The 23,076-nt window shown below is 27.0% G+C and carries 27 protein-coding genes; 24 read left to right on the top strand and 3 right to left on the bottom strand.

The window, feature by feature from the left end:
• The first annotated feature begins 22 nt into the window (after positions 1 to 22).
• The 4 genes from KXZ80_RS03985 (at position 23) to KXZ80_RS04000 (ending at position 2,817) form a co-directional block, all read left to right on the top strand.
• Complete coding sequence (locus KXZ80_RS03985; RefSeq protein ID WP_021429862.1) at positions 23 to 292, top strand: DUF1292 domain-containing protein; 270 nt, start codon at positions 23 to 25, stop codon at positions 290 to 292.
• 97 nt (positions 293 to 389) lie between these two features.
• Positions 390 to 1,151, top strand: coding sequence for a YdcF family protein (locus KXZ80_RS03990; protein WP_021432181.1), 762 nt, complete (start codon positions 390 to 392; stop codon positions 1,149 to 1,151).
• Between the two features lie 85 nt (positions 1,152 to 1,236).
• Positions 1,237 to 2,208, top strand: coding sequence for an LCP family protein (locus KXZ80_RS03995; protein WP_021432182.1), 972 nt, complete (start codon positions 1,237 to 1,239; stop codon positions 2,206 to 2,208).
• A gap of 174 nt (positions 2,209 to 2,382) precedes the next feature.
• Positions 2,383 to 2,817: a Fur family transcriptional regulator gene (locus KXZ80_RS04000; protein ID WP_025161654.1), complete on the top strand. Its 435-nt coding sequence runs from the start codon at positions 2,383 to 2,385 to the stop codon at positions 2,815 to 2,817.
• A gap of 21 nt (positions 2,818 to 2,838) precedes the next feature.
• Here the strand turns inward: KXZ80_RS04000 and KXZ80_RS04005 are convergent, their stop codons facing one another.
• The gene (locus tag KXZ80_RS04005; protein WP_021432183.1) at positions 2,839 to 3,576 is read right to left on the bottom strand and encodes a metal-dependent hydrolase; all 738 of its coding nucleotides are present in this window, start codon (positions 3,574 to 3,576) and stop codon (positions 2,839 to 2,841) included.
• Positions 3,577 to 3,801: 225 nt separating this feature from the next.
• Between KXZ80_RS04005 and KXZ80_RS04010 the strand changes: the two genes are divergently transcribed.
• The 13 genes from KXZ80_RS04010 to KXZ80_RS04070 all read left to right on the top strand — a co-directional run bounded on the left by KXZ80_RS04010 (position 3,802) and on the right by KXZ80_RS04070 (position 15,396).
• Positions 3,802 to 5,478, top strand: coding sequence for a ribonuclease J (locus tag KXZ80_RS04010; protein ID WP_119472422.1), 1,677 nt, complete (start codon positions 3,802 to 3,804; stop codon positions 5,476 to 5,478).
• A 56-nt stretch (positions 5,479 to 5,534) separates the two neighbouring features.
• Complete coding sequence (locus KXZ80_RS04015; RefSeq protein WP_021432185.1) at positions 5,535 to 5,870, top strand: YlbF family regulator; 336 nt, start codon at positions 5,535 to 5,537, stop codon at positions 5,868 to 5,870.
• Between the two features lie 114 nt (positions 5,871 to 5,984).
• Positions 5,985 to 7,094 (top strand): ABC transporter ATP-binding protein, encoded by a 1,110-nt coding sequence (locus KXZ80_RS04020; RefSeq protein ID WP_021432186.1) that lies wholly within the window; start codon positions 5,985 to 5,987, stop codon positions 7,092 to 7,094.
• Positions 7,095 to 7,192: 98 nt separating this feature from the next.
• Positions 7,193 to 7,963 (top strand): helix-turn-helix domain-containing protein, encoded by a 771-nt coding sequence (locus tag KXZ80_RS04025; protein WP_021432187.1) that lies wholly within the window; start codon positions 7,193 to 7,195, stop codon positions 7,961 to 7,963.
• A 93-nt stretch (positions 7,964 to 8,056) separates the two neighbouring features.
• On the top strand, positions 8,057 to 9,217 hold the full coding sequence (locus KXZ80_RS04030; protein WP_021432188.1) for a D-alanyl-D-alanine carboxypeptidase family protein: 1,161 nt from the start codon (positions 8,057 to 8,059) through the stop codon (positions 9,215 to 9,217).
• Between the two features lie 146 nt (positions 9,218 to 9,363).
• Positions 9,364 to 9,957, top strand: coding sequence for a site-2 protease family protein (locus tag KXZ80_RS04035; RefSeq protein ID WP_021432189.1), 594 nt, complete (start codon positions 9,364 to 9,366; stop codon positions 9,955 to 9,957).
• A 33-nt stretch (positions 9,958 to 9,990) separates the two neighbouring features.
• Positions 9,991 to 10,716: a segregation and condensation protein A gene (locus KXZ80_RS04040; protein ID WP_021432190.1), complete on the top strand. Its 726-nt coding sequence runs from the start codon at positions 9,991 to 9,993 to the stop codon at positions 10,714 to 10,716.
• A gap of 1 nt (position 10,717) precedes the next feature.
• Positions 10,718 to 11,245, top strand: a complete 528-nt coding sequence (gene scpB / locus KXZ80_RS04045) for an SMC-Scp complex subunit ScpB (RefSeq protein WP_021432191.1) — start codon at positions 10,718 to 10,720, stop codon at positions 11,243 to 11,245.
• 69 nt (positions 11,246 to 11,314) lie between these two features.
• Complete coding sequence (locus KXZ80_RS04050) at positions 11,315 to 11,986, top strand: hypothetical protein (RefSeq protein WP_021432192.1); 672 nt, start codon at positions 11,315 to 11,317, stop codon at positions 11,984 to 11,986.
• Complete coding sequence (locus KXZ80_RS04055) at positions 11,940 to 12,371, top strand: GerW family sporulation protein (RefSeq protein WP_021432193.1); 432 nt, start codon at positions 11,940 to 11,942, stop codon at positions 12,369 to 12,371. The genes KXZ80_RS04050 and KXZ80_RS04055 overlap by 47 nt, the downstream gene beginning before the upstream one ends.
• Before the next feature lie 190 nt (positions 12,372 to 12,561).
• On the top strand, positions 12,562 to 13,002 hold the full coding sequence (locus KXZ80_RS04060; protein ID WP_021429868.1) for a MarR family winged helix-turn-helix transcriptional regulator: 441 nt from the start codon (positions 12,562 to 12,564) through the stop codon (positions 13,000 to 13,002).
• A gap of 78 nt (positions 13,003 to 13,080) precedes the next feature.
• Entirely contained in the window at positions 13,081 to 14,514 is a 1,434-nt protein-coding gene (locus KXZ80_RS04065) for a leucyl aminopeptidase (protein ID WP_021432194.1), read from the top strand.
• Positions 14,515 to 14,757: 243 nt separating this feature from the next.
• Positions 14,758 to 15,396, top strand: coding sequence for a hypothetical protein (locus KXZ80_RS04070; RefSeq protein ID WP_021432195.1), 639 nt, complete (start codon positions 14,758 to 14,760; stop codon positions 15,394 to 15,396).
• A 5-nt stretch (positions 15,397 to 15,401) separates the two neighbouring features.
• Here the strand turns inward: KXZ80_RS04070 and KXZ80_RS04075 are convergent, their stop codons facing one another.
• Positions 15,402 to 16,073 carry a TMEM164 family acyltransferase gene (locus tag KXZ80_RS04075; protein WP_021432196.1) on the bottom strand — a complete coding sequence of 224 codons (672 nt, stop codon included), beginning with the start codon at positions 16,071 to 16,073 and terminating at the stop codon, positions 15,402 to 15,404.
• A 206-nt stretch (positions 16,074 to 16,279) separates the two neighbouring features.
• On the opposite strand from KXZ80_RS04075, the gene KXZ80_RS04080 reads away from it, so the two are divergent.
• Together KXZ80_RS04080 and KXZ80_RS04085 are read left to right on the top strand one after the other, a co-directional pair.
• A complete protein-coding gene (locus tag KXZ80_RS04080) occupies positions 16,280 to 17,236 on the top strand; it encodes a 2Fe-2S iron-sulfur cluster-binding protein (protein WP_021432197.1) in 957 nt (318 codons plus the stop codon).
• Between the two features lie 30 nt (positions 17,237 to 17,266).
• Positions 17,267 to 18,550: an FAD-dependent oxidoreductase gene (locus tag KXZ80_RS04085; protein ID WP_021432198.1), complete on the top strand. Its 1,284-nt coding sequence runs from the start codon at positions 17,267 to 17,269 to the stop codon at positions 18,548 to 18,550.
• Between the two features lie 416 nt (positions 18,551 to 18,966).
• Here KXZ80_RS04085 and KXZ80_RS04090 read toward each other — a convergent pair whose 3' ends face one another.
• A complete protein-coding gene (locus KXZ80_RS04090) occupies positions 18,967 to 19,152 on the bottom strand; it encodes a hypothetical protein (protein WP_223132725.1) in 186 nt (61 codons plus the stop codon).
• A gap of 1,296 nt (positions 19,153 to 20,448) precedes the next feature.
• On the opposite strand from KXZ80_RS04090, the gene KXZ80_RS04095 reads away from it, so the two are divergent.
• The 5 genes from KXZ80_RS04095 to KXZ80_RS04115 all read left to right on the top strand — a co-directional run bounded on the left by KXZ80_RS04095 (position 20,449) and on the right by KXZ80_RS04115 (position 23,066).
• Positions 20,449 to 20,634, top strand: coding sequence for a hypothetical protein (locus KXZ80_RS04095; protein ID WP_021432200.1), 186 nt, complete (start codon positions 20,449 to 20,451; stop codon positions 20,632 to 20,634).
• Between the two features lie 251 nt (positions 20,635 to 20,885).
• Entirely contained in the window at positions 20,886 to 21,596 is a 711-nt protein-coding gene (locus KXZ80_RS04100) for a manganese catalase family protein (protein ID WP_021432201.1), read from the top strand.
• A 372-nt stretch (positions 21,597 to 21,968) separates the two neighbouring features.
• The gene (locus KXZ80_RS04105) at positions 21,969 to 22,181 is read left to right on the top strand and encodes a spore coat associated protein CotJA (protein WP_021432202.1); all 213 of its coding nucleotides are present in this window, start codon (positions 21,969 to 21,971) and stop codon (positions 22,179 to 22,181) included.
• A 6-nt stretch (positions 22,182 to 22,187) separates the two neighbouring features.
• Complete coding sequence (locus tag KXZ80_RS04110) at positions 22,188 to 22,451, top strand: spore coat protein CotJB (protein ID WP_021432203.1); 264 nt, start codon at positions 22,188 to 22,190, stop codon at positions 22,449 to 22,451.
• Between the two features lie 42 nt (positions 22,452 to 22,493).
• The gene (locus KXZ80_RS04115) at positions 22,494 to 23,066 is read left to right on the top strand and encodes a manganese catalase family protein (protein ID WP_021432204.1); all 573 of its coding nucleotides are present in this window, start codon (positions 22,494 to 22,496) and stop codon (positions 23,064 to 23,066) included.
• The last annotated feature ends 10 nt before the right edge of the window (positions 23,067 to 23,076 follow it).

Genomic DNA, 23,076 nt, shown 5'->3' on the forward strand with positions numbered 1-23,076 from the left:
AATTAAATTTGAGGTGATATACATGCAAGAAAACATAGTAAACTTAATAGACCAAGATGGAAATGAAATACAATTTGAAATAATATTAACTTTAGAAGCAGAAGGAAAAGAATATGCAATACTTATGCCTTTAGAAGATAATGATGCTGAAGAAGCTTTAATATTTAGAATTGATACAGATGAAGAGGGAGATATATTAACTCCACTTGAAAATGACGAAGAGTATGAGACAGTTGTAGCTGTATACAATACTTTAATGGAAGAAGAAGGATTAAACTTCGACGAAGAATAGTTAATATTAAAATTGTATAGTTTATAAATGGGAGTATCCTTTAAGGTGCTCCCTTTTTACGCTTTAAATGAAGTGAATTTTACATAGGAGGAGTTAGATGATTAAATATATAGATATATTAGTAGGGATATTAGGGGTATGTTACTTTAGTTATCTAGAATTATTTTATGGAGGAATGGCCTTTGGAAGTTTCTTTTTAGTTATAGGTATTTCGCTTATAATATATCATTTTGTAAAAAACAAAATACATATTAATAAAAAATTAAAGAATGCAATTAAAATATTTTTAACTATAATTCTATCAATATTTTTAATAGTAGAGTCTGTATTAATATTTTTTCCGAAAAATAATGAGAAGGAAAAATGTGATTATTTGATTGTACTAGGTGCATCAGTTAAAAATACTAAGCCAAGTTTAACATTAAGAGGGCGACTTGATAAAGCTATTAAGTATTTAGATGATAGTAAAGATGATTGTTATGTTGTTGTATCTGGAGGAAAAGGAAGTGATGAAAAACTTTCAGAGGCAAAAGCTATGGAAAATTATTTAGTAGAACATGGTGTAAATAAAAATAAAATAATACTAGAAGATAAGTCTACAAATACATATGAAAACTTTAAATACAGTAAAGAAAAAATAGAAAAAAATAGTAATAAAGATATAAAAAATCTTAATGTAAAGGTTGTAACTACTGATTTTCACAGCTTTAGGAGTTTTATATTAGCCAAAGTAAATGGATATGGAAATGTTAATTTCTACACTAGTAAATCTATAAGTAAGTTTGTGCCAGTTTATTACGCAAGAGAGTTTTTTGCAACTATAAAAACTATGATATTTGACGTATTACCTAATTTATAAGATACTCTAAAATTTTATAAATTAAGATTTAAATTTATTTATATGGATAAAATAAAGTTAATGAAAGTATAAGGGGCAATGAAATATGAATAAATTTAAAAAGTATTGTGTAGTATTGAGTGCTATTGTTGTGATTACATCTACTTTAAGTAATATATATGCGTTAAATAATTATAGTAAATCTGTAGAAACAGCTAAAATTAATAATAGTAAAAGTAGTGTGCAACAAGAAAATTTAGATAAAAATACTCAAGAAAAAAATAAAAACGTATCTAATATATTGCTAATAGGAAGTGACTCAAGTGGTTTTGATAAGGTAGGAAGATCAGATTCAATGATAATTCTTACTATAGATAAAGATAATAAAAATTTAAAACTAACTTCATTAGCAAGAGATACGCTAGTAAATATTCCTGGACATGGGTATGAAAAATTAACTCACGCATATGCATATGGAAAATCTAAGTTATTACTAGAGACTATAGAAAAAAATCTGAATATAGATTTAGATGGATATGTGGCTGTAAACTTTAATTCTTTTATAGATCTAGTTGATACTTTAGGTGGTGTTGAAGTAAATATTCATAAAAATGAAATAGAACATTTAAATGATATAATAGTAAACTCTTTTAAGGTAGCAAAAGATAAAGGGGAAGAACCCCAATTTATAAGATTTGAAGGTAACCAATTACTAAATGGATATCAAGCATTAGCTTATGCTAGAATAAGACAAATTGATAGTATATATGAAAGAGATAAAAGACAAAGAGATGTATTAAAAAGTATAGCTAATAAACTAGTAGAACTTCCTGTAACTAGTTATCCAAAGGTTATAAAAGAAATGATGCCTTATGTAGATGTAAATTTACCTATATCAAAGCTTATTACAATAGCTATGACATCTAAAGAATTGTATAATTATGAATTAGACCAAATGGAATTTCCAGTTGCAGAGTATAGAGAATCTGGAAGGCTTAAAAAAGACAATAGCTTTGTAGTTAAGTGGGATAAGACAGAAAATTTAAAAGTTTTAAATAATTTTATTTATAATAAATAAAATTTATTTAAAACTTATAAACTTTGGGTATTATTATAAAAGTAAAGGTTTAAAACCTTTACTTTTATTTAATTAATATAAGCGTAAATTTGCTGTTATATTGACAAAAGGAGAATAATGGAGTACAATAATTAATAAAGATTATCATTTGAAAATGAAGGCGGTAAATGTAAAATGAATCAAATGGATATATTAAAGGAAAAGTTAAAGGAAACGGGATTTAAAATAACTCCTCAAAGAAGAGCTATTGTAGAGACGTTACTAAAGCATAAGGATGAACATTTAAGTAGTGAAGAAATATATGACCTAGTAAGAGTTGATTGTCCAGAAATAGGACTTGCTACAGTTTATAGAACGATGCAATTACTAGATGAAGTTGGTGCAATTTCTAAATTAAACTTAGATGATGGATGCATAAGATATGAAATCGATTTAGATGACTCTGATGCACACAATCATCATCATTTAATATGTAAAAACTGTGGGAAGATAATAGAGGTAAAAGAAGATTTACTAGATTCTATAGAACTGGAAATACAAAAATTATATAATTTTAGCATAATAGACCACGATCTTAAATTTTATGGTTTATGCGAATCCTGTAAGTAAAGATGAGCCCCTTATTGGGGCTTAAAATTTTGATAGAGTTAACAAAATACATAATATTAGTATTAATATAAATAGAATTTCTAATATATTGCTTAAACGCCCTCCAACTCTTAAAAATCCAAGAGAAAATTTCTTTTCACTGATAGGATAAAAAAGTGGTATTCCTGATTTTGTAAATAAATCTCCTAAAAATAAATGAGATGCATATCCGATAGTTCCAAAAAAGCATAAATTTGATATATTAGTTAATAACTCAATTTGTTTAAGTAAAAAACTTATGATTAAGATTGCTAAAATACTATGTGATAATTTCCTGTGTTTTAACCAAGGAAAAGAAGCTAAAACAATGTTAAATAGAATAAAATAGAATTTACCATTAGCTAAATATATGCAAATTGCTAAAAGTAAAAATATTAGAGATAAAAATAGCTTTCTTAAAAAGCCATGATTAATTTTAGCTTCTAATATTATTATTGCTATAAATGTTATTACTGAACTTATGAAAAAATTTTCATTTATTTTTAAAGATATTAAAAAAATTAATATATCTAATGTATAAACAATAATCTTATAAATCTTTTTAGATGTATGATGATTTAAAAGTGTATTAGATATAACGGAGTTTGACGTGTCTAAATCGGGTAATATTGAAAATAATGAACAGATTCCAATATTCATTAGAGAAATTGGCTTATTAAATAGGATAGAAGCTTGCAGTGAAGCCAAAATACCTATAGTGAAATGAGTTTTACCACGCATTATAACCTCCCCAAAATATTATATTTTGAGAATAGCAAAATAATTATAGTTTGTCAAAACAATACGGTAAATGTATTTTAAATATATCTTAAAATATACTTCAACTTGTGATACAATTATAATAACTGGTAAAGAGTGCGTGATTTGATATTATTTGTATGTTCGTTAAGGAACGTTTAAAGAGTGAGATTTAAAAAGTGCGAAAAGTTAGGACAAAAGGAGATGATGCAATTGTTCAAAAAGAGTTTGAATAAAATTAAAGTTATGGCTCTGGGTGGGCTAAACGAAATCGGAAAAAACATGACTGTCATTGAATATAAAGATGAAATTATCGTTATAGATTCAGGGTTAAGTTTTCCAGAAGAAGAGATGCTAGGGGTAGATATAGTTATACCAGATGTAACTTACTTAGTGAAGAATAAGGACAGAGTTAAGGGAATATTTATAACTCATGGTCATGAGGACCATATCGGAGCATTACCATATGTATTAAAAAAGATAAATGTTCCAGTATATGCTTCTAAGTTAACGGTTGGGCTTATACAAGTAAAATTAAAAGAACACAAATTAAATAATGTAAATTTAAATGTTATAACTCCAGGTCAAGCTATAAATCTTAAAAACTTTGAAGTAGAGTTTTTAAAAGTAAATCATAGTATACCAGATGCTTGTGCAATAGCAGTTCATACTGACCAAGGGATAATATTCCATACAGGTGACTTTAAAATAGACCTAACTCCTATAGATGGAGAAGTAATGAATTTTCAAAGAATATGTGAATTAAGCAAAAAAGGTGTATTATTAATGCTTGCTGATAGTACAAACATTGAAAGACCAGGATATAACCCATCAGAAAGAACTGTAGGAACAGGACTTGATGGATTATTTGCAAAGGCTAACAACAGCAGAATAATAGTTGCAACATTTGCTTCTAATATACACAGATTACAACAAATTGTTAATGCTGCTCAAAAATTTGGAAGAAAAGTTGCTGTATCAGGAAGATCTATGGTTAATGTTATGGGTGTAGCAAGAGAATTAGGCTATATAGACATAGATGATGAAATGATAATAGATTTAAATGATATTCATAGATATGAAGATAATGAATTAGTTATAATAACAACTGGATCTCAAGGAGAGCCTATGTCAGCACTTGCTAGAATGGCATCAGCTGAACATAAAAAAGTAGAAATAAGACAAGGTGATTTAGTAATAATATCAGCACATCCAATACCAGGGAATGAAAAACTTATTTCTAAAGTTGTAAACTGTTTATTTGAAAAAGGTGCAGAAGTTGTTTATGATGATGCAGCGGATATACACGTTTCAGGTCATGCTAGACAAGAAGAATTAAAATTAATGCACAGATTAGTAGCTCCTAAGTTCTTTATGCCTGCTCATGGTGAGTTCAGAATGTTAAAGAAACATGCAGAGGTAGCAGAAGATTTAGGTATGCCAAGTCAAAATATATTTGTGATGAAAACAGGTGAAGTTTTAGAATTAGATAAAACTTCAGCAAAAGTTGCATCACATGTTCCAACTGGAAATGTATTAGTTGATGGACTTGGAGTTGGAGATGTAGGAAATATAGTTTTAAGAGATAGAAAGCATCTATCAGAAGATGGATTAATGATAGTTGTAGTTACAATATCTAAAGAAGATGGAAAAGTTTTAGCAGGGCCAGATATAATATCTAGAGGATTTGTATATGTAAGAGAATCTGAAGACTTAATGGATGGAGCTAAAACTGTTATAAAGAATGTTTTAATAGCTTGTGAGCAAAGTCATATAAAAGAATGGGCTTACTTAAAAAATAATATAAAGGATAACTTAAAAGAGTACTTATATCAAAGAACTAAGAGAAATCCTATGATACTTCCTATTATAATGGAGGTATAAAACAGAAAGATTGAATATAATATATTATATTCAATCTTTTTTTTAGGAGGAAAAGCATGGGGGTATATGAAAGTACTACAAAACTTGCAAGTGATATAAAGGACAGTAAAGAGTATAAAGAATTTAGAAAGTATATGAAAGTCGTAAGATCTAATCCAAACTATGAATTAATTTTAAATAATCATAAAAAAATTGAAATGGATATAAGATCGAAAAAATTAAGAGGGGTAAAATTAGATAGTAAAACATTAAAGATGTCACAAGATTTAAAGAAGCAAATATCTGCTAATAAAGATTTAAAAAGTTATTTAGAATGTGAACAAAAATTTACAACAATGATGGATAAAATAAATAAAATTTTAGCATCGGCAGTATATGAAGATTACAAATAAACAGGACTTCTTGTACAAATTGAATGAAATTATTTAGACAATATGACTATATGTGTGAAAACGTTTTTAATATATACTTAAACTATATTAAATATGGTTTGGGGGAGATTAAAAATGGCAGAGGTAATTTTAAAAAATATAGGGAAGTCGTATGATAATGGTTATGAAGCTGTAAAAGATGTAAATATAGATATAGACGATAAAGAATTTGTTGTTTTAGTAGGGCCATCTGGTTGTGGAAAGTCTACAACACTTAGAATGATAGCTGGTCTTGAGGAAATATCATCAGGAGAGTTATATATAGGAAATAAAATAGTAAACGATGTAGCACCAAAAGATAGAGATATAGCTATGGTTTTCCAAAATTATGCATTATATCCGCATCTAAGCGTATATGAGAATATGGCATTTGCGCTTAAACTAAGAAAGATGCCAAAAGCTGAAATAGATTCTAAAGTTAGAGAAGCTGCAAGAATACTAGATTTAGAAAAAGTCTTAGATAGAAAACCAAAAGCATTATCAGGTGGACAAAGACAAAGGGTTGCGCTAGGAAGAGCGATAGTAAGAAATCCTAAGGTATTCTTAATGGATGAACCACTATCAAACTTAGATGCTAAGCTTAGAACTGCAATGAGAACAGAAATTACAAAGTTACACAAAAAGCTTGGAACAACATTTATATATGTAACACATGACCAAGTAGAAGCTATGACTATGGCTGATAGAATAGTTATAATGAAAGACGGAGTTATTCAACAAATAGATACTCCACAACATGTATATGATAATCCAGATAATATGTTCGTTGCAGGATTTATAGGAGCTCCTCAAATGAACTTAATAGATTGTAATATATCTGAAGAAAATAATGTTGTTTTCGCAAATGCTAAAGACTTTAAAATAGCATTAGACAAAATAAAAGCAGATATATTAAAGAAAAATGGTTATATAGGTAAAGAAGTTGTATTAGGAATAAGACCAGAAGACATTCATATAGAAGATATATTTATAGATAACAGCCAAGATACAATATTTAATGCTACAGTAGAGATAAGTGAGCTTATGGGGGCAGAAGTATATGCATACTTAACTGTTGGAGGTAAGAGTATAACTTCAAGATTTGATTCAAGATACAATGTTAAATACGGTCAGAACTTAAAATTAGCTCTAGATAAAAATAAAGTTCATCTATTTGATAAAGAAACTACTGATGCAATAAGATAGTAAACTATTTAAAAGCTGAGAAACTAAGAGTATATTTTGGTTTCTCAGCTTTTGTTTTATAATAGATATAAGTAAACTAAAAAATAAGAGGTGGGATGGTGAAGGATTTAATAGAGTTTTTTGAAAGTCAATTGGGGAAAAAGATTAATTTATACAAATATAATAAAAATGATATTTTAAAAGAAAATCATCAAGTTGTAGTTTGGGACAATCAAAAGTATGTTATTGAACTTATAGAAGAGAATAATATTAATAATTTAAAAGGCAATTTTTATTTGATATATCAAAAGAATGTAAATAAGACTTTACTAAATGAGATTTTAACGACTCTATATGAAGATGTTAATATAGTAAACTATAAAGGAAATTTTATATTAAATACAAATAATATAGACTTAATAAATAAGGATACTCCTCAAATCATAGAGACTGAATCTTATGAAAAGACATACATAATAAATTTAGGGCAAATTAAAAGTAAAGATGAGTTTGATATTAAGCTAGATTTGACTGAAAAATTAAAAAAATACATAGCAATTGAAAATAGTGATAGGAAATATTTTGATATATTTGATTTAGCTTTATATAACATGATTGAGATATGTGGAACTGATATTATATATAAAAATTTATTTGATTATAATTTAATTTATAAGATAGATAATTTAGTTTTAGAAACTGGAATAGCTTTTATAGAAAATGGATTTAACATATCAAAGACATCTAACAATATATATTTGCATAGAAATACGTTAATATATAGACTAGAAAAAATTAAAGATATATTGGGAATGGATATAAAAAACTTTAATGAAGCTTGCATATACTATATAATTGTAAAGAATTATTTGGTAAACAAAACCATATAAAAACCATATAATTGATGTTTATTAAAATACTCGCATAAATTTAGGCAAAATGTGAAAAAATAGTATCAAATAAAACATCAAGAGGTGAAATTAATGAGACGATTTACTAGTGTAGTTTTAGCTATTATGATGGTTTTTATGTCTTTTAGCTTTACAGCTTTTGCAGATGATAAAAAAGCTAATACATCTATGGAATTATCATCTAAATCAGCTATACTAATGGATGTAGGAAGTGGACAAATATTATTTGAAAAAAATTCACATGAGAAACTTCCTCCAGCAAGTGTTACAAAAGTAATGACAATGTTACTTGCAGTTGAAGCTTTAGATAGTGGAAAGATAAAGTTAGATGACCAGGTTCAAATAAGTGAAAGAGCATCGGAAATGGGTGGAAGTCAGATTTTCTTAGAACCAGGAGAAACTCAAAAGGTTGATGATTTACTAAAAGGTATCGCAGTTGCTTCTGCAAACGATGCATGTGTAGCTATGGCTGAGTTCATAGGAGGAAGTGAAGAAGAGTTTGTTGGTATGATGAATGATAAAGCAAAAGAATTGGGAATGAAAGATACTCATTTTGCTAATACAAACGGATTACCTGTAGACAATCACTATACATCAGCACATGATATAGCTTTAATGTCTAAAGAATTATTAAAGCATGAGAAAATAACTAAATATCTAACAACATGGATGGACAAAATAGTAGTTGGTAAAAAGCAAGTATCAATAGGTCTTGCTAATACTAATAAAATGATAAAACACTATCAAGGAGCAACTGGTGTAAAAACAGGATTTACTCAAGAAGCAAAATATTGTCTATCAGCATCAGCGAAAAGAGGAGAGACTCATTTAGTTGCAGCTACTTTAGGTGCTCCTACAACACAAGAAAGATTTAAAGATGCATCATCTCTTTTAAGTTATGGATTTGCAAACTATGAAAGTGTTAAATTATGCTCTAAAGGAGATGCTATAGCTACACTAAAATTAGATAAAGCTGAAGAAAATAAAGTTAACTTAGTTGCAAAAGACGATTTGACAGCTCTTATCAAAAAAGGTGAAAGTAAAGATTTTACTAAGAAAATACAAGTTAGTGAAAATATAAAAATGCCAGTTAAAAAAGGTACTAAATTAGGAACTATAAACATTTATAAAGGAAATAATCAAGTAGGTAAAGTTGATCTTGTAAATGAAAAAGATATAAATAAAGCAAGTTACTTTAGAATGTTTGAAAGAGTAATAGACAACATGTTTTAAAAGGCCTAGATAAACTAGGTCTTTTTTACTTTATTAAATAATATAAGTATTGGATTTAGCTAAATGAATTTTATAAATGATGATTTGATTATAAACATAGATATTGTTATAATAATATTAAAACTTAAAAAATAGGAGAAAATTGAATGAATATGTTAAGTCAGTTTTTGGTAACTGCAGTAGGAATAGCAGTTGCTATATCTGTTCATGAATTTGGACATGCATATGTAGCTCATCTTCTAGGAGATGATACTGCAAAAATGAGCGGAAGAATGACGTTAGATCCATTAAAACATCTGGATCCATTAGGACTTATAATGCTTATAATTGCAAGATTTGGGTGGGCAAAGCCAGTTCCTGTAAATCCAAATAATTTTAAAAATTATAAGGTTGGGAATTTAATAGTTTCTTTAGCAGGACCAGCATTTAATCTGTTGACTGCTATAATATTTGCAAACCTTATGAGATTTGCGAATATTGAAGCAGTACTAATTATATTTAATGCTATAGTTTCGTATTGTATAGGATTTGCAGCATTTAACCTATTACCATTGCCACCACTTGATGGATGGGGAATAATATCTACATTTATACCACTTAAATATTATGATGTTGCGTATAAGTATGAAAGTATGAGTACATTTATATTTATACTTTTAATATTAACTAATTTCCATTTAATAATATTAAATCCTATAGTAAATGTATTATATAGTATAGTGGCTACATTTATAATTTAAATGGTAAATTTATACTAAAAACCGAGGTAATTTATGAAATATAGTGTACAACTTAAGGTGTATGAAGGGCCTCTAGATCTTTTATATGATCTTATAGCAAAGCATAAAATAGATATAAAGGATATATCTATAATAGAGATAACTAAACAATATCTAGCTTATTTAGATATGCTAGAAGAATTTGATTTAGAAATAGCAAGTGAATTTATAATAATGGCATCGAAGCTTTTACAAATAAAATCTAAATACTTACTATACAAGCAAAGAAATGATGAAGAAGAGGAAGACCCTAGACTTGAACTTATGGAAAAGCTTGTAGAGTATAAAAAGTTTAAAAATGCTACAGAAGATTTAAAAACCAATGTTACTTACATAGAAGATGTATTTTATAGAAAGAAAGAAGAGATAGTAGTTGAAGAAAATTTAGACTTAGAAACAATATCTCTAGACTCTATAGTAAAAATACTTCCTCATATATTAAAAGTAAAAAAAGATGAATTAGAAGAAGTAAAAGATGAAAAGTTAAACAAAATTGTTAGAACTCGTATTATATCTGTAGAAGAAAAGATGCACTATGTTAGAGATATCATGAAAGAAAAAGAAAATATAAGGTTTACAAATCTGATAGATACATATGAAAAAGATGAAATAATAGCAACTTTCTTATCGGTTTTAGAACTTATAAAAACAAATGAAATAATGGTTGTTCAAGACTTATTCTTTGAAGATATCTTAATAAAGAGGAATATGGAGAGTTAATATGAGACGTGATGAAATAAAAAATATTATAGAAGCTATAATGTTTGCATATAGTGAACCTATAAGTATAAAAGATTTAAATAATGCTATAAATGAGGAACTTTCTTCTAAAGAAATTGAGATAATGTTAAATAGTTTAATTGAAGAGTATAAAGAAAATAACAGAGGTATTCAAATTATTAAATTACAAGATAAATATCAAATGTGTACAAATAAAGAGTACTCAGAATTTGTAAAAAATATATTAGAGCCAAAAAGAAAGAAAACTTTAAGCCAAGCAACTCTAGAAACTTTAACAATTATTGCATATAAGCAGCCTGTAACAAAGGTTGAGATAGAAGAAATAAGAGGTGTTAAAAGTGATAAAGTTATACAAACGCTTCTTGAAAATGACCTTATATATGAAGCTGGAAGATTAGATAGAATTGGTAAACCTATAATTTATAAAACTACTAATGAGTTTTTAAAATTATTAAATATAGAAAAGCTAGAGGATTTACCGTCTATAGAAAAATATGAAAACGAATAGAATTAAAAATAGTAGATGATATAAAATATTTATTTATCATCTACTATTTTTTTGCATACTTTTGAAAAAATGGAAAATAATATAAATATGAACTATAAAGATTTAATGAGTATTGTATTTATTTCTATTGTAGTAGGAATACCAATTCTATTTTTCATTTTAAATAGTAGGATTCATGTAATTGTAACAGCTAATATAGATAATAAAAATACAGAGATAAGGGTATCACTTAGATACTTTTTTAATTTAATCAATATAACAAAAACAGTCTATCCTATAAGTAAGCCAAAAGAAGAAAAGAAAAATAAAAAAAATAAGGAGAGTAAAAGTAAAAAGGTAAAATTACAAATGATTCAATTAGAAAATTTACTAGCTTTATATCGAACTGTTAAAAAGGTTCAAGTAAGTGAAGTATATTCTAATTTATCATATGGAAGTGAAAATATAAATTTTACTTCTTTTATATATGTCTTAATAAATATTTTATATGGAAATATAAGCAATTACTTTGATTCAGAAAAAATGTATTTAAAAGTAACACCATGCTATACTCAAAACTTCATAAAGTATAAAGGTGTATTACATATAAGACCTACGATGAAGGATATAGTAGTTTTAATTAAGGGAATTTATAAGGTATATATTGATATAAAAGTATATAAAAAAGTAAAATATAATGAGGAGTGTGAAGTGAATGAGATCGGCAAGTTCAATAAAGAGTATAATGGATACAACTCTTGATTCAATTAGGACAACTATTGATGCAAATACTATTATTGGAGATCCAATTAGAACTGAAACAACTGTAGTGGTTCCTATATCCAAAGTAACAATAGGATTTGGTATAGGTGGAGGCGAGTACTCAAGAGGACAATGTGAAAGACAAAATGAAAAAAAAGAAGTACAAAACACAGATGATTCAAACTTTGCAGGAGGAAGTGCAGGTGCTATATCGCTTCAACCAGTAGCATTTGTAGTAGTTGAAAATGGAGAAACAAGACTTATGAGCTTGGACCATAATATAAATATGGTTGATAATATATTAAGCGTTACACCTAAAATACTAGAAAAAATTCAAAAACTAAAAAATAATGATTGTGAAAATAAGGATAATAAAGAGTGTTAAAATAAAGAATAAAAGCTATAGAAAAAGGTTAATTCATTTCTATAGCTTTTATTCTTTTAAAAATATTTTACAATTTAATCATTTGTTACTTAAAAAATTAGAAAAACAATAGTATAATACATATAAGGCAAGTTAATTTTTAGGGTTAAATTAAACTGGCAGGGTTTTAAACTATAGGAGAGGTGAGCATATGGAAAATAAAGAAATATCAAAATTATTGATACATAGTATGAATAATTATCAAAATTTGATTAAAGCAACAAATACTGATAGATACAAAAAAGGTAAAGTATTAACAAAGAAACAATTTTTCACTTTAGTTGAAATTCAAAAGCGTGAAAAAATAGAGTTAAAGAATTTAAGTAAAGAGTTATATGTTTCAACATCTAGCTTATGTATACTTTTAAACAAGCTAGTAGAGTTAGGATATGTTTATAGAGAAGAAGATTCTAAAGATAGAAGAAATACTTTCTATGGTATAACAGCAGAAGGTGAAGTTGTAGTTAATACAGAAATAGAAAAGTTTATGCAGATAGTAAATGATAAAATAGATAAGTTAGATTTACAAAAGAAAAAAGAACTTGAAGAAAGTTTACAAAAAACTATTAATATAATGAAAGAAATAATATAGCCTATGTAGAATAAATTTATAGTGTAGATATTTATAAAGTGGGTAAGTATCTATTATAAATTTATTTGGAGGTATATTATGAGTATAAAGATTGCAAATGAAAAAAAATTGATACAAGAAACTGAGTTAAGTATATTTTTTATAGACAGCAATAAAAAAGTTGAATTTAAAGAAAAGGCTTTAGAAGCTTTAAAAGAAGAGTTTGAGTCTACTTGTTGTAATATAGAATTAAATAAAGTATATACAGAAGATAAATTTTTAAACGTAATGTTTGTTGGATTAGGAAATGATGAAAACTTATCTATGGATGAAATAAGAAATATTGGTGGAGACATATCAAGAAAATTGAAAAAAATGAAATCTAAAAAGGTAAGTTTTTTAAATATAGAAGAGTACTTAAATAAAGATCATGTAAAAGCTTTAGTAGAAGGTCTTGAATTAGGGGCATATGATTTTACTAAGTATATTACAAGTAATGAAACTGATAAAGAAATAGTAATAAATTTAGGCTTAAATGAAAGCTTCAACGATAGTATAAATGAAGGTGAATTACTTGCACAAATGACATTAGTATCAAGAAGCCTAGTGAATGAACCAGCAAATGTTATATACCCAGCGACTCTAGGTTATGAAGTTGTAGAATTAGGTAAAACGTTTGGCTTTGAAACAGAGATATATGGTAAGCAAGAAATTGAAAATTTAGGAATGGATGCATTCTTAGCAGTAGCTAAAGGTTCTGATAAAGAGCCTAAACTTATAGTTATGAGATACTTTGGAGATAAAAATAGTGAAGATGTATTAGGTTTAGTTGGAAAAGGATTAACATACGATTCAGGTGGATACTCTATAAAACCTACAAACTCTATGGTTGATATGAAAACAGACATGGGTGGAGCAGGAGCTGTAATTGGAGCTATGTGTGGTATTGCAAAAGCTAAACTTAATAAAAATGTTATAGCTGTAGTAGCTGCTTGTGAGAATTTAATTTCTGGAAATTCGTACAAGCCAGGAGATATAATAAATTCAATGGGCAAAAAAACAATAGAAATTTTAAACACAGATGCAGAAGGCAGATTAACTTTAATAGATGCTGTTTATTATGCTATAAATAAAGAAAAAGTTAATAAAGTTGTAGATATAGCTACATTGACAGGAGCAGCTGTAGTAGCCCTTGGAGATGTTGCAACACCTGTATTAACTAATAATGAAGAGTTTTATACTTTATTAGATAAAGCAGCAAAAACATCAGGTGAAAAAATCTGGAGAATGCCAGTATTTGATGAATATAAAAAAGTTTTAAAAGGTAAGCAAGCTGATTTAAACAACAGCCCTGGTAGAGATGGTGGTTGTATAACTGCTGGATTATTTATAGGTGAATTTGTAGGAGATACTCCTTGGATTCATATGGATATAGCAGGAACTAGTGTTAGTTCTAAAGAAAGTGGATATAAATCTAAAGGAGCTACAGGAGAAGGAGCAAGAACTTTATATAATTTAACAAAATTAATTTAAAAGATTTCTTAAGTTAGTACAATCTAGGTAAATTGTGGTATAATTAAATTAACCTAAGATTTTAAATTTTCTTCTTACATACTAAAGTATATATTTACTCGCCTAGTGGCGAGTTTTTTTTTGGGGGGAAAATATAACAAGTAAGTTTTTTTGTTTATTAATCTGAAAATTAAGAAAAAAGATAGTTTATATGTGATATAATTAATATATATATAAATATTTTAAATTCAGTGGGGTGAATTTATGGGGGATAAAGAAAAGAGTTTCAAAGATGAAAATTTTATTATTTACACTGGTATGGTAAAGTATATAAGAAATTTAAAGATGCTTGAAATTCATAAAAGAGATATAAGTCAAAAGGTTTATAATTTGTATATAAACTTAAGTAATAAAAATACTAGCTTAGAAAAATATATAGTTAATCCTAGGGAGTTTTGTGATACTATATGCAAAGATTATATAATAAATACACCTGTTTATGCTGTGTACTTAGAGACTATCAAAAAGCTTTCATTAGTAATAGCAATAATGGCATTATTTTGCGACTTGATCTTAGACAAACCATTAGTTAGCAAATATTTTGTATATATATTGATTGGGGCTTTTTTTATTTCAATTATATTAACATATCTAAAGCTTTATAGATCAGAAAAGTATGGTTTAGAAGAAGAGCCACTTAAATATAAAGTTTTATATAATATTAGTGCATTGATTTTAATAATTCCAATTTTTATATGGAAAAACAAAATCTTAGAAAATGGGAAAATTAGTATGATTTTTATAGGATTAATTTTCATAGGAATGTTTTTTATAAGTTCTTATATAGTTAAAAAAAATAAAAATAATATAGATAAAAAAATAAGTTATAAGAGTACTATTTAATACTCTTATAACTTATTTTTTCGTTTAAATTTAAAATCAATACTATTGTTATCTTTAATTAATGTAGGTAAATAAATTAAAGATGTAATAAATGTGAACAATAATATGCTATAAAAATTAGCATTTGAAAAACTATAATCATAATGAGCATTAGTGAATTGATTTAATAAAAAAGTAAATAAGAAAAATAAAGAACATGCTTTTATATTATCTACTATACATCTAGAATTCACATAAAACTTTCTAACTCCAACTAAATAAACTAAAGAATATAAAAGTAATAATCTAGATGCTATATAAAAGAAATAAAGAATATGTGGAAACTCAAAATATAAATCTTTAAAAAATATTAAGTCGCCTATAGAACAAACTATACTCCATGAGAAAAATACATTAAATAGATGATATTTTTTAAAAAGTAAAATAGCGATACACAAATATATTGTTATGCTTGTTATGTTTATCGGAAGTGTGTACAAAACATTATAACTTCCTAAAGAAATTAAACATATTTGTTCTAATATAATTATGAATACAAATGATAGGCATATAATTTTTTCTACTAAATAGCTGTATGGAAGTAAGTTTTTGGTTAGCTTAGGCAATAAGAATAAGAATATAGCTACAAAAAGTAGAATTATTAAATGTTCATTAGAAAAAACAAAATTAGAATTCATAAACTCCCCCCTAACTATTTATAAGCAAGTTTAAATATGTAATCATGTCCTTTTATACATTATATTCCAAAGTAGTAGTTATGATATATAGTTTTTAAAAATTTATATAAATATTTAATTGTAACAAAATAAAAATTAGATAATAAATTAATATTATAGCAGTTAAAAATTAGACATTTAAAAAATCATCCAAAGGAAGTGGTCTTTTGAAAAGAATAAGCATACAACCATGTGCTGATTGCGGAAGCAAATATTGTCCGTGTCATTTAGCATATTCAGGAGATTGTATTCAATGTAGTTTAATACAAGGCAGTAAAACTTGTGATTGTATTTGGCAGGGGGTTTGTGTATACAATGAATTGCAACATAATCGAAATGTAGCTTGCAATGAAAAGCAAGATGTTTTGTGTGATGTTGTAACAAAAAAAGAATTAAAAGAGGATATATACTTACTAGAGATAAGAACGCCTAAAATTTTATTAGAAGAACTATTAAATCCTGGTTCTTATATATTATTAAGATGCAAAGACCAAATTGACTCAAGATACAATGTACCTATATCTGTTATGGATATAGATGTTGAAAATGAAATTTTAAAAGTAATAATTAAAGAGGTTGGACATAAGACTAAATCGTTATTAAGTTTTGATAAAGTATGGGTAAGAGGTCCATACTTAAATGGGGTATTGGGACTTAAGGAGTTTAAACTTACAACAAATAGTAATGTAGCGGTAATATTAAGTGGGTTATCTCAAGTAAATGCACCTAAAATAATTAAGTATATCTTAAAAAATAATAATCATGTAGAAGTATTTGTAGACACTAGAAGAACTATTTTAGATGAGGTTATAGATAAAATAAAAGAGTTAAATGTTAATATCCACTTCATAAATATAAAAGAAGATGAAGAGCTAATTAAAGACTATATAAGAAGAAATAATGTAGAACTTGTGTATAGCGGAGGATTTAATTCTTTTAATAAGGAAATCATGAAACTGGTTGATAGTGTTGACGAAAATATTAGATTCTCAATAGCAAATAATAATTTAATTGTATGTGGGGAAGGAATATGTGGAGGATGTACGGTTGTAATTAATGGTAAGAGAACGAAATCTTGTAAAGCTCAAATTAATGGAAGAGATTATCTAAAAAGTTTAAAATAAATTTGTTTTAGGTTTAAGGGGGAATTTAAAGTGGCAAAAGTAGTAGTTATAGGCGGCGGATGGGCTGGTTGTGCAGCTGCAATATCTGCAAGGAAAGCAGGAGCAGAGGTTACTATATTAGAAAGAACAGATCTTTTACTAGGGCTTGGGAATGTTGGAGGAATAATGAGAAACAATGGAAGATATACTGCAACAGAAGAAGCTATAGCTCTAGGAGCAAGTGAACTATTTGAATTAACAGATAAGTATAGTACACATAAAGACATGGATTTTCCAGGTCACAAACATTCAACTATATATAATGTAACAGAAATAGAAAAACCTGTAAGAGAAAAAATATTAAGTATGGGTATAGAAGTAAAATTTTTCTCTAGAGTCATAGATGTAAAATTAGATGGGAAGAAAATAAAAGCTGTTGTTTTAGAAGATGGGGAGATTATAAATGGAGACTCATTTGTAGAAACAACAGGATCTTCAGGACCTATGGGAAATTGCACTAAGTATGGTAATGGATGTGCTATGTGTGTTTTAAGATGTCCTTCATTTGGAGGAAGAGTTAGTATAACTAGCAAGTGTGGAATAGAAGATATGTATGGAAGAAGAAACACAGGGGAGTTAGGGGCTTTTAGTGGTTCTATGAAACTATTAAAAGAAAGTTTAAGTGAAGAAATTCAAAAAGATTTAAATGAAAAAGGTTGTGCTGTAATACCTTTACCAGAAGAACTTATAAATACAGAAAAACTTGATATAAAAGTTTGCCAACAATACTCATTACCTGAGTTTGCTAAGAATTTAATTCTTATAGATACAGGTCATGCAAAATTAATGGCACCATTTTACCCACTTGAAAAATTAAGAAAAATTCCAGGATTTGAGGGAGCTATAATAGTAGATCCATATTCAGGTGGAAAAGGAAACTCAGTAAGATATTTTTCAGTTGCACCAAGAGACAACTATATGAGAGTAACAGGACTTGAAAACTTATTTGTAGGTGGAGAAAAAAGTGGATTCTTTGTAGGTCATACAGAAGCTATATGCACAGGATCTCTATCTGGGCACAATGCAGCTAGAAATGCTATAGGTATGTATTTACTTCAATTACCAACTAATATTGCAATTGGAGACTTTATATCTTATGCTAATCAAGAATTAAAAGAAGAACATGCGGATAGATTAAAGTTTACTTTTGCAGGAAGTGTCTACTTTAATAGAATGAAGGATTTAGGTTTTTATACAATAGATAAAAAAGAAATAGAAACTAGAGTTAAAAAGGCAGGGTTAGAAGGGGTTTTCAATAAAAAAATAATAAAATAAATAAAAGGAGATAACTTTTGTTATCTCCTTTTATTTATTGTAGCGTTTTAAGCTTAAAGAATAGAAAAAATATCTAATGCAGCAATAGTAAAACTCATCACTGTATTAAATAAAGAAAAAAACTGTATTATACTATAAAGTTTATAGTTATGTATCGTATCATATAAGCTTATACATCCAATAGTCAATAAGCCTACAATACTTAATATAATAATATCAGCAAATATATCAATGCAAATTAAGATTAAAGCAATGATTGCTAACATAGAAGATAATGAAAAACGTTTAGATAAAGTATAAGTATTTGTTGCACTTTTCAATATAAATCACCTCTATATACTTATATGAAGTTATATAAGATTTAAAACTAAATAAAATATATTGAAAAATGGACAAGCATTATAATAATTAGAACATTAGTAGTAAAAAAGAGAAACTAATCCAGCAACTATAAATACTAGAGCAAAAGGAAAAGACTTAAAATCTAACTTTCCAGAATCTTTATAAGCAAAATAAGTTTCATAAGAAAATATAAAATCAAGTAAAAGAGTCACTATACTAGTTAAAGTAATAGAGTAATTGAAACAATTATAGATAATCATACAAGTACAGATAACTTTTAGAGCGTTAAACCTAGACATGCGACTCAATTAAACACCTCCTTAACGTACTCAACATAATTGTAGTTAATGAAATTTAAAATAGCAATATATTAAAAATGATAGAAATTAATTTTAAGAAACAAAAATAAGATGACATAAAAATTATTAGTTTACTAAAATTTATATCACCTTACTTTTAATTACAGACTTTCAAAATCTAAAGAAAGATTTATGAAAAGCAAATTAGCGAGAAACCTATAAGTAAGCCCATAATAGCAAAAACTATAGATAAGAAGTTTAAGGTATTAAAAGTTTTATAGTGGATATATGAATCATATGAATTTATCAATCCAGCAATGAAAATACCTATACCACCTGAAATGGCAGAACTATGTATTATAGAGAAATAAATAAATACAAAAAATAATACATGAAAGAAGCTTCTTAATGGACTTAACTTAGTAATAGTGTTCAAATAAATCACCTCCTTAGATCTTTCAAGTTAATACTAGCTAAGTTTACTTTAAATAGCAATGAAATAAGTATATACAAACAAAGTAATATTCAGATATAAAAAGGCATGGGGTGGTGAAACTTTTCTTACGATTTAGTGAAGTAGTAAATAAATACATAGATGTAATGTTAAGGATCAAGTTCTTTAGAGCTTTGCAGTGAAGAATCAAAAATAATAAATAAGTGGATTATAAACTAAAAAGATATCAGAAATTAGTAGTTATGACAACACATAATGCTTCACAAAAAAAATTCTGATATCAGATTAAATTTATACATTGGTATTTCTTATATTTAATCAATTCAATAGTGATAAAAACATAGTAATAAATAGATTGCATTGAGAGTAAATGGTACAATATAAATAAGGTGTCATTGTTATATTAGGGGATAAAAAAGATAGTGGAGAAAATAAAAATGAAGAATAAAATAGTAAAGATAATGTTTATAGTAATAATTGTAATTCTGAACTTGTGTCCAGCAGTTGAAGCAGAGTTACATAGAATAACTGGATGGAACTAACTTGCATCATTTTAAGAAAGTTCACGATTTTAATATAATATGAGCTAATGAAAGTAGGATCATTGATCCTACTTTTTTAATTAGTGTGACAACTTTACAGTATTGATACCTTATAAAATATAATGGATAGTGAAGCATAGGAAATTATTATTGTCATATACAAAAGGACAAAGACATTTTCAATAGATGATTTGCAACTATGAATAATAAAGATTTAATAGACAAATAATATTAAAAGATACTTTAGGAGGTAAAACAATTATGGAAATGAACACACAAGATTGTTTAAGAAAAGCATTACTAGATACTCAAGAAAAAGTAAGAGATTTTATGCAATACGCTGACAGTGTAGATGATAAAGAGTTAAGTAAATGTTTTAAAGAATTTGCTGAAGAAGAAGGATTACAAGCTCAAAAGCTACAAAAACAAATTGAAAGATTTCAATAATATTTATAAAAAAGACCATCGTTTAGATAGTCTTTTTATATTAAAAACTTATTGTTTTTTTATTACAGAAAATATTGTGAGTTTTTTAAATCGTAAAAATATTAATATACACTTTTATTAATTTTAAAACTTTAAACTTATTTTAGGGTTTATATATAGTGCATTTTAAACTTTTAAATTTTACACATGAGTAAATTTCAATCGAAAGGAAAATATATTTTTATAGAAACTTAAGTGGAGGTACATATCTAATGTTTAAACATGATAAGAAATTACTAAGGGAAGTAAAAGTGGAAAAGCCTAATCCACAATATGCAGTGCTAATGCAAGAACAATTAGGCGGTGGTAATGGGGAACTTAAAGCAGCAATGCAATATATGGCTCAAAGTTTTAGAATCAAAGATCCTGTTATTAAAGATTTATTTATGGATATAGCAGCAGAAGAGCTTAGTCATATGGAAATGGTAGCTCAAACTATAAACTTACTTAACGGTCATGATGTAAATTTTAATGCTGTTGAATCTGGAGAAATAGAAACTCATGTATTAACTGGATTATCACCTGTACTTATAAATTCATCAGGAGCTCCATGGACTGCAGATTATGTAACTGTAACAGGTGATTTAGTTGCAGATTTATTATCTAATATAGCTTCAGAGCAAAGAGCTAAAGTTGTTTATGAGTATCTATATAGACAAATTGAAGATAAATATGTTAGAGAAACTATAGACTTTTTACTTAATAGAGAAGAAGCACATAATGCTTTATTTAGAGATGCTTTAAATAAGGTTAAGGATACAGGTTCAAATAGAGATTTTGGAGTTACAGAAGATTCTAAACTATATTTTGATTTATCAACTCCTGGACCTAATCATGATACTAAAATAAATATTACTCCACCATCATTTGATACACCTATAAAAAATGATAGTGTTCCTGTTGGAAAAGATAATAAAAAATAAGTTAAGTAAAAGATTATATAATTATAAAACCTATATAAGTATTTTTATTAAAGTTAGTGTTTTTGAATCCTAAGTAAATGGATTTTAAGAGCATTAACTTTAATGGTTTTTTGTATTAAATTAAATATCAATGATTAACCTTTAAAATAAAAATTAGTTCCAAGAGTTATAGCAAGATAAATTTAATTTTGCGAATTGAATTGTATTATTTATGCCGAATTTTGTCACAAAATGAGACGGATTTTAATAATATATAAAGAACAGAGTTTTTTAAAAGTGGTTAAGATTTGAATACAAAACTTTAAACTAGCTAAAATTTATAGTCATTACAAAACTCTGTTTAATATATAGAAATATGTAAGGAGAGTGCTCATGGAAAGTTCAAGAGGTGTTAAACAAAATTGTGGTTGCGAATTAGCTAGACCATATGTAAATTTTCAAGTATTTACTAGAGCATATGATGTAAGTAAAGCTTTAAAAAGAGGTACTTTATTTCCTGAGTTATATTTAATAGAGTCAAATAATTATAATTCTTGGTTATACAAAAATCCTGAAAATAGAGTTAAATCAAAAAAGTGGTGGTAGATAGTGATGAGATCAACTAGAAGAGAACTTTTAGATGCAATCTTAGAATATAACTTTGCATGTATAGAATTAAACTTGTATTTAGATAACAATTCTTATGACGAAGATGCCCTAGAATTATATAACAAGTATAGTGAAAAATTTGAAGAAGCTAGAGAGGCTTATGAATCTAAATATGGAGTATTAACAAACTTTGGCTATGAATCTAGTCCATGTTATTGGAAATGGGTAGATGAACCTTGGCCATGGGATAATGAGTTTTATGAATAAAATAAATAATTTCATATTTTTAATGAGGAGGAATAAATTTAGATGTGGATTTATCAAAAAACATTAGAATATCCAGTTAACTTAAAAAATTCAGACCCAAGGATGGCTAAATTCATAATGACTCAATTAGGTGGTCCCAATGGAGAACTAGCTGCTGCACTTAGATACCTTCAACAAAGATATACTATGCCTACTGGAAAGTCTCGTGCGCTTTTGACAGATATAGGGACAGAAGAACTAGCACACGTTGAAATAATTTCTTCGATACTATATCAATTGATGAAAGATGCTAGCCCTAAGGAACTTAAGGCTGCTGGGTTGGGTCCTAATTATGCAACTTTTGGACAAGGTCTTCAACCTGTAGATGCTAACGGAGTAAACTTTACAACAAGTTATATAAATGTGTTCGGAGATTCAGCAACTAATTTACATGAAGATATGGCAGCTGAGCAAAAGGCGCTTGCAACTTATTATCAATTAATAAACTTAACTGATGACCCTGACTTAAAAGATATATTAAGATTTTTAGGAGAGAGGGAAATTGTCCATTATCAAAGATTCGGAGAAGCTTTAATGGATATTTATGAGTTTACAGAATCTAAAAAATGCTTCTAGGCTAAATTTA

Source organism: Paraclostridium bifermentans, assembly GCF_019916025.1.
Lineage (GTDB): Bacteria > Bacillota > Clostridia > Peptostreptococcales > Peptostreptococcaceae > Paraclostridium > Paraclostridium bifermentans.